Here is a 5,855-nt window from a genome sequence, read left to right as displayed (position 1 = left end):
CTGGGTGAATCCGCTTCTGAAAGTTACAATGACAATAAATCATCGAACCATAGGATCTGCTCGCTCGAAGTGGTTTCTTAGGTTAAGCCGTACAATAGATAGGAAAATAAAATGAAATTAAGTACTACCGCCGAAATTATCGAAGATATTCGTTTAGGTAAAATGGTTATTTTGATGGATGATGAAGATCGTGAAAACGAAGGCGATCTGATTATGGCTGCTGATTTAGTCACCCCGGAAGCGATTAACTTTATGGCAACCTATGGTCGTGGCCTGGTGTGTCTAACATTAACGGCTGAGCGCTGTCAGCAACTTAAGTTGCCGCTAATGGTTGATGATAATACGGCTGCATTTTCGACTAACTTTACGGTTTCTATTGAAGCAGCCCTTGGTGTAACAACGGGTATTTCAGCGGCAGACCGCGCCGTTACAGTACAAGCTGCCGTGGCGAAAAACGCACAACCTACCGATATTGTTATGCCTGGTCATATCTTTCCGCTGATGGCGCAAGAAGGTGGCGTATTAACGCGTGCCGGGCACACTGAAGCAGGGTGTGATTTAGCGCGCTTGGCGGGTCGCGAGCCAGCTGGTGTAATCGTTGAAATCTTAAATAAAGATGGCACTATGGCGCGCCGTCCGGACCTTGAAATTTTTGCAGAAGAAAAGGGCATAAAATTAGGCACAGTTGCTGATTTAATTGAATACCGTAATAACAATGAAACCACTATTGAACGTGTCAGTTCTTGCAAATTACCGACAGAATATGGTGAGTTTGATTTAATCGCTTATCAGGACACTATTGATAAACAGGTTCATTTTGCGTTAGTTAATGGCGAGATTAAAGCCGGGCAAACCACTAATGTACGTGTGCATTTACAAAATACCTTCGCCGATAATTTCTTTTCCGATCGCTTGAGTAAACGCACCTGGCCATTAAATGATGCGCTGCAACGTTTAAATAAAGACGGTGGCGTCTTGGTTATGCTTGCTCATCAGGAGACACCGAGTTCATTGATTGAACAAGTAAAACAAATTGCCAATGAAGATGCCGGTGAACGAGTGGCCAAAAAAGAGCAAAAAGTTAGCCGCCGTGTGGGTGTCGGTTCGCAGATCCTGCGTGATTTAGGCGTACAGAAAATGGCCCTGTTAAGCTCTGAGAAAAAATATCATGCGTTATCAGGGTTTGGTTTAGAAGTGGTCGATTACATTACTGAATAGCCGGTATTGCCATTCGTAATAAAGTTAACAATTAATAAAAATGTGTTAAGATTCACAAAATTTTGCAATAAGGGTAGTAAATGAAAATTATTGAAGGTGGCTTAGCGGCACCACAAGCGCAGATCGCAATCGTTATCTCTCGTTTTAATAGCTTTATTAACGAGCAGTTATTAGCAGGAGCAATCGATACCCTTAAGCGTACTGGTCAAGTTGCTGATGATAATATTACTGTTGTACGTGTTCCTGGTGCCGTTGAGCTTCCATTGGTCGCTAAACGTGTTGCAGCCTCTAAAAAATTCGATGCAATTATCGCATTAGGCACAGTGATTCGCGGTGGTACACCACACTTTGAATTTGTTGCTAACGAATGTAATAAAGGCCTTGGTCAAGTCTCTATGGACTTTGATATACCGGTTGCCTTCGGGGTATTAACAACGGATTCAATTGAACAAGCGATTGAACGTGCGGGAACTAAAATGGGTAATAAAGGCAGTGAAGCAGCCTTAAGCGCATTAGAAATGGTCAATGTAATGGCGGAGTTTAAATAATGAAAATGAAACCAGCTGAACGTCGACGCGCCCGCCAATCTGCGGTACAGGCAATTTACCAATGGCAAATCACTAAACTGAGTGCCGGTCAAATTATTGAACAATTTAGTGTTGATCAGGATCTGTCAAAAACAGATGTCCCGTATTTTAAAGAATTATTAACCGGTGTTATTCATCGTGTTGACTTTTTAGATGAAAAATTATCTCCTTATCTTTCTCGTAAAATTGAAGATGTTGATATGGTCGATAAAGCGGTATTACGTTTAGCCATGTTTGAGTTAACTCAGCGTACCGATATTCCGCATAAAGTGGTCTTAAATGAAGCGATTGAATTAGCAAAAGACTTTGCTACGGACGAAAGTTACAAATTCGTTAATGGCGTTTTAGATAAAGCATTACGCAGTTTAAAACTACGAGAAGAAGCTTCAAGCAAGTAATACTGCTGCTCAGATGAGGCTTATACCCAAATTCCTTGGAGACGTATCTTCAAGCAATTTGGGGGCATAATAAAAAATCCAGTTGCTTCGGCACTGGATTTTTTGTGTCTAAAGAAAGAAATATTAACAGGAATAAAAATGAACAAAAGTTTATTGACCAATTTAGTGGCAGCCGCCATTTTAGCTGTCGGTCTGCTGTTAGGCGAAACACCGATAGCGGCTATTCTAACCATGGTGGGTTTATTTGCGCTGTCCGGCGCATTAACCAACTGGTTGGCAGTCTTCATGTTATTTGAAAAAGTTCCTTTTTTGTATGGTTCAGGCGTTGTTCCAGCCCATTTTGAGGAATTCAAAAAAAGTATTCACAGATTGATGATGGAGGAGTTTTTCACCCCTGAAAACGTGGATCGTTTTTTAAGCGCAGGATCAATGTCTGCGGCGAACATCAACCTTGAACCGGTGATTGAAAAGGTTGATTTAGATCCGACCTTTGACGGTTTGGTGGAGGTTATTATGGTCTCGTCATTTGGCGGAATGCTGGCTATGTTTGGTGGTAAAGAGGCGCTGGTGCCGCTGCGTGAACCCTTTATTGAACATATGAAAAAATCCATTATTGAAATGACTAATGATGATAAATTTATTCAGCTACTTAAAGACGAAGTTGAACAGCCCGAAATGATGCAGGATATTTTAGGTAAAATTGAGCAGATTATTGAGCAGCGTTTAAATGAATTAACCCCGAACATTGTTAAAGATATCATTCAAAAAATGATCAAACGTCATTTGGGGTGGCTGGTTATCTGGGGCGGGGTATTTGGAGGCCTGATTGGTCTTATCAGTGCCTTTGTTATCGCCTGATAGTGATCTAGGGCCTGTTGACCTTTCGTGTGCATTTTTGCACAAATACTGCCCTTGAGTTCATCTAAAAGCGTCCTGCGCAGCGTTGATCAAAGTTAATATAGAATAACTATGCTGTTCTCCTCATGCCTTGCTCAGAACACTTTTAGATTGAACAAAACTTGTACTCGAAGGATCGAAAGGCCCTAGCCTAGAGGGGAAATTATTATTACATTATCACCGAGGTTCAATACATTTCTGTTTTCTGTATTAGCGCTGCTGGCGTTTGCAGCCAATTCGATCCTTGCTCGTCTGGCGTTAGGAACGGGCGATATAGACGCAGCTGGTTTTACGATAGTGCGTTTATTATCGGCGATTGTAATGTTGACTATTCTGCTGCGTTTTAAACAGAAATCTAACGCGACTTTTAATGCTACTTCAGATGCACTGATCGCTGTAAAATCTAAATCAAGCTGGTTTTCGGCTTTGATGTTATTTATTTATGCCTGTGGTTTTTCCTTTGCCTATCTGTCACTCGATACAGGTACAGGTGCATTAGTACTGTTCGCTGCTGTGCAAATTACTATGGTTATTAAAAATCACCTTGAAGGCAATCGTTTACAGTTTATTGAATTGCTGGGCTTGATTATTGCATTCAGTGGTTTTGTATATTTGGTTTTTCCAAACTTAAGCACCCCGTCATTTCAGGGGTTTGTGTTAATGACCATAGCGGGTATAGCCTGGGGTTTTTATACCTTGAAAGGACGGGGTACAAGTGATCCTTTGTCTGCGAGCAATGCAAATTTTTTACGTACCTTACCTTTTATTTTTATTCTCTTTCTATGGTCGTATCCATCCATTATTTATACCTGGCAGGGTATGTTGTTGGCTATCACATCCGGCGTACTGGCATCTGCATTGGGGTATTATTGCTGGTATTTAGCGCTGGCCGGATTATCTATTACACAGGCGTCGGTAATACAGTTATCGGTGCCTGTTATTGCCGCACTGGGCGGCGTTATCTTTATGAACGAGCTAATCAGCTTAGATTTTATTATCTCAGCCGTATTAGTTTCCACCGGTATTTTACTGGTTGTGCTGGCTCACTATCAAAAGGCAAGGGGTGAGCTTTAGATATTTATTTAACCTGAATTCGGGATTAGAATATCGCACTTTAATATTGTCATCTTCGAGGTGTTTTAATCGAAGATCTCGATGAGATAAAAATTAGGGCCTTCGGACTGATGTCGGTCAGCACTCATCTTTACTCTGTGCCCTCGTGGTAGTGTCTTTAAGCTTTTTTGAAAATGAAAAATTCACCACAGAGCGCACCGAGTTAAAAAAGGAAAATATAAAACAATAATTGGTGTTTTAGTTATTTCTCCGTGTAGCGCGCAGCGCCTCTGTGCTCTCTGTGGTAGTACCTTTAAGCTTGAAAGCACTCGTGTTTTTTACCTAACTATCGAAGTCTTATTTTAAGGCTGCTTGGTATTGTTGTTTAAATTTATTAAATTTCGGTTGAATGACCATGGAACAGTAACCTTGTTCCGGATTTTTAAGAAAGTAACCCTGATGATAATCTTCAGCGGGGTAAAATGTTTCTAATTTTTCAATGGTGGTTTTAATGCTGTCGGCCAATACTGCCTGCTGCTCAAGGCTATTAATAAATTCTTGCGCTGACTGTTTTTGCTCGAGATCGTGATAAAAAATGGCAGAACGATATTGTGTGCCGATATCATGACCCTGGCGGTTTAATTGTGTCGCATCATGTAGACTGAAAAAAATAGTTAATAATTCCGGGTAACTTATCACTGAATCATCAAATTTTATTTGCACCACTTCGGCATGCCCGCTTGTACCAGTGCAAATATCTTCATAATTTGGGGAATCGGTTTGTCCACCCGTGTATCCGGAAACCGCACTCTTCACTCCCTTTAATGCATTAAAAGCCGCTTCCATACACCAAAAACATCCTCCTGCAAAAGTTGCTGTTGAAATTGCCATTTTTGTACCCCGTTATTAAATTATTAAATGTTAAATTTAACACATTGATATAACAACAATCTATTTTAATTATTAAACTTTATCAATCGCCATTATTTTTAAAACTGTAAATCAAGTGGGGTTCATTTCATTGGGTGTTTTCTTTAAATTATCCGCTGAATGTGAAGTTAAATCATTTATGGTGAGGACTAACGTTACATCAATGTGACTATTTTGTGATTAAAAGGTTAAAAAATTGATTACCACACTCATTGATAAAATGCTATACAGGTGTAATTGTTAGCAATTAATTGAAAGTTATTTTTTATACCTGCATAGTCTATTCTGAAAAATATGCAATTTAATTCTGTTGGCGCTTGCTATTTTAGTGTAGATCATATTTTGGAGAAGACGTGATGAGTGATAATAATAAAGGAAAAAATGTGGTTGATGCTGATTTAATTTCTGCTGATGTAAGTGAATTATTAGCTGTTAATAATGATGCGCCTGCTGATCCCTCTAATGTCCAACCAGAAAATCCCTTTGCGGTCGATCAAAATACATTGGATGAAATAGCTGCAATTCAAGAAGCAATTGCAGGCAATGATCAAAATATTGACGAGATCGAGACGGCTGCCGGGGAAGTCTCAAGCGATGGCGGCGTTTCCTCCGCGGTCGATTTCGCCCGTTCTGGAGAGGAAGAAATTGCCAGTACAAATTTTGAGACCCAAAGTTTAATTGCTACAACAACGCAATCAGTTGAAGTTACGAATCCTGATAGCTTGGTGAGTACGGTTAACATTGATCCGACACTCAGTGTTGACAGCCGCAG

7 protein-coding genes are annotated in these 5,855 nt (G+C 40.2%); 6 read left to right on the top strand and 1 reads right to left on the bottom strand.

What is annotated here, in order from left to right; genetic code table 11:
* Positions 1–111 precede the first annotated feature (111 nt).
* The 5 genes from ribBA to CXF72_RS00015 all read left to right on the top strand — a co-directional run bounded on the left by ribBA (position 112) and on the right by CXF72_RS00015 (position 4,174).
* Positions 112–1,218: a bifunctional 3,4-dihydroxy-2-butanone-4-phosphate synthase/GTP cyclohydrolase II gene (gene ribBA / locus CXF72_RS00035; RefSeq protein ID WP_101036013.1), complete on the top strand. Its 1,107-nt coding sequence runs from the start codon at positions 112–114 to the stop codon at positions 1,216–1,218.
* Positions 1,219–1,298: 80 nt separating this feature from the next.
* Complete coding sequence (gene ribH / locus CXF72_RS00030; RefSeq protein ID WP_101036012.1) at positions 1,299–1,766, top strand: 6,7-dimethyl-8-ribityllumazine synthase; 468 nt, start codon at positions 1,299–1,301, stop codon at positions 1,764–1,766.
* A 5-nt stretch (positions 1,767–1,771) separates the two neighbouring features.
* Positions 1,772–2,203: a transcription antitermination factor NusB gene (gene nusB / locus CXF72_RS00025; RefSeq protein ID WP_198552442.1), complete on the top strand. Its 432-nt coding sequence runs from the start codon at positions 1,772–1,774 to the stop codon at positions 2,201–2,203.
* Between the two features lie 138 nt (positions 2,204–2,341).
* Complete coding sequence (locus CXF72_RS00020) at positions 2,342–3,061, top strand: DUF445 domain-containing protein (RefSeq protein WP_101036010.1); 720 nt, start codon at positions 2,342–2,344, stop codon at positions 3,059–3,061.
* Between the two features lie 360 nt (positions 3,062–3,421).
* Positions 3,422–4,174 (top strand): DMT family transporter, encoded by a 753-nt coding sequence (locus tag CXF72_RS00015; protein ID WP_332870213.1) that lies wholly within the window; start codon positions 3,422–3,424, stop codon positions 4,172–4,174.
* A gap of 336 nt (positions 4,175–4,510) precedes the next feature.
* Here CXF72_RS00015 and msrA read toward each other — a convergent pair whose 3' ends face one another.
* Entirely contained in the window at positions 4,511–5,044 is a 534-nt protein-coding gene (gene msrA, locus CXF72_RS00010) for a peptide-methionine (S)-S-oxide reductase MsrA (RefSeq protein WP_101036008.1), read from the bottom strand.
* A gap of 395 nt (positions 5,045–5,439) precedes the next feature.
* On the opposite strand from msrA, the gene CXF72_RS00005 reads away from it, so the two are divergent.
* The coding region (locus CXF72_RS00005; protein WP_157823142.1) for a hypothetical protein at positions 5,440–5,855 on the top strand (416 nt) is incomplete at its 3' end.

Origin of the sequence: Psychromonas sp. MB-3u-54 (genome assembly GCF_002836415.1) — a bacterium.
Classification (GTDB): Bacteria; Pseudomonadota; Gammaproteobacteria; order Enterobacterales; family Psychromonadaceae; genus Psychromonas.
The sequence above is the reverse complement of the archived record's forward strand: the minus strand, read 5'-3'. Positions and strand labels throughout refer to the sequence as shown.

Bases quoted from the DNA above. Each gene is read 5' to 3' on its own strand.
- ribBA (WP_101036013.1), top strand. From the start codon at position 112: ATGAAATTAAGTACTACCGCCGAAATTATCGAAGATATTCGTTTAGGT.
- ribH (WP_101036012.1), top strand. From the start codon at position 1,299: ATGAAAATTATTGAAGGTGGCTTAGCGGCACCACAAGCGCAGATCGCA.
- nusB (WP_198552442.1), top strand. From the start codon at position 1,772: ATGAAACCAGCTGAACGTCGACGCGCCCGCCAATCTGCGGTACAGGCA.
- CXF72_RS00020 (WP_101036010.1), top strand. From the start codon at position 2,342: ATGAACAAAAGTTTATTGACCAATTTAGTGGCAGCCGCCATTTTAGCT.
- CXF72_RS00015 (WP_332870213.1), top strand. From the start codon at position 3,422: ATGTTGACTATTCTGCTGCGTTTTAAACAGAAATCTAACGCGACTTTT.
- msrA (WP_101036008.1), bottom strand. From the start codon at position 5,044: ATGGCAATTTCAACAGCAACTTTTGCAGGAGGATGTTTTTGGTGTATG.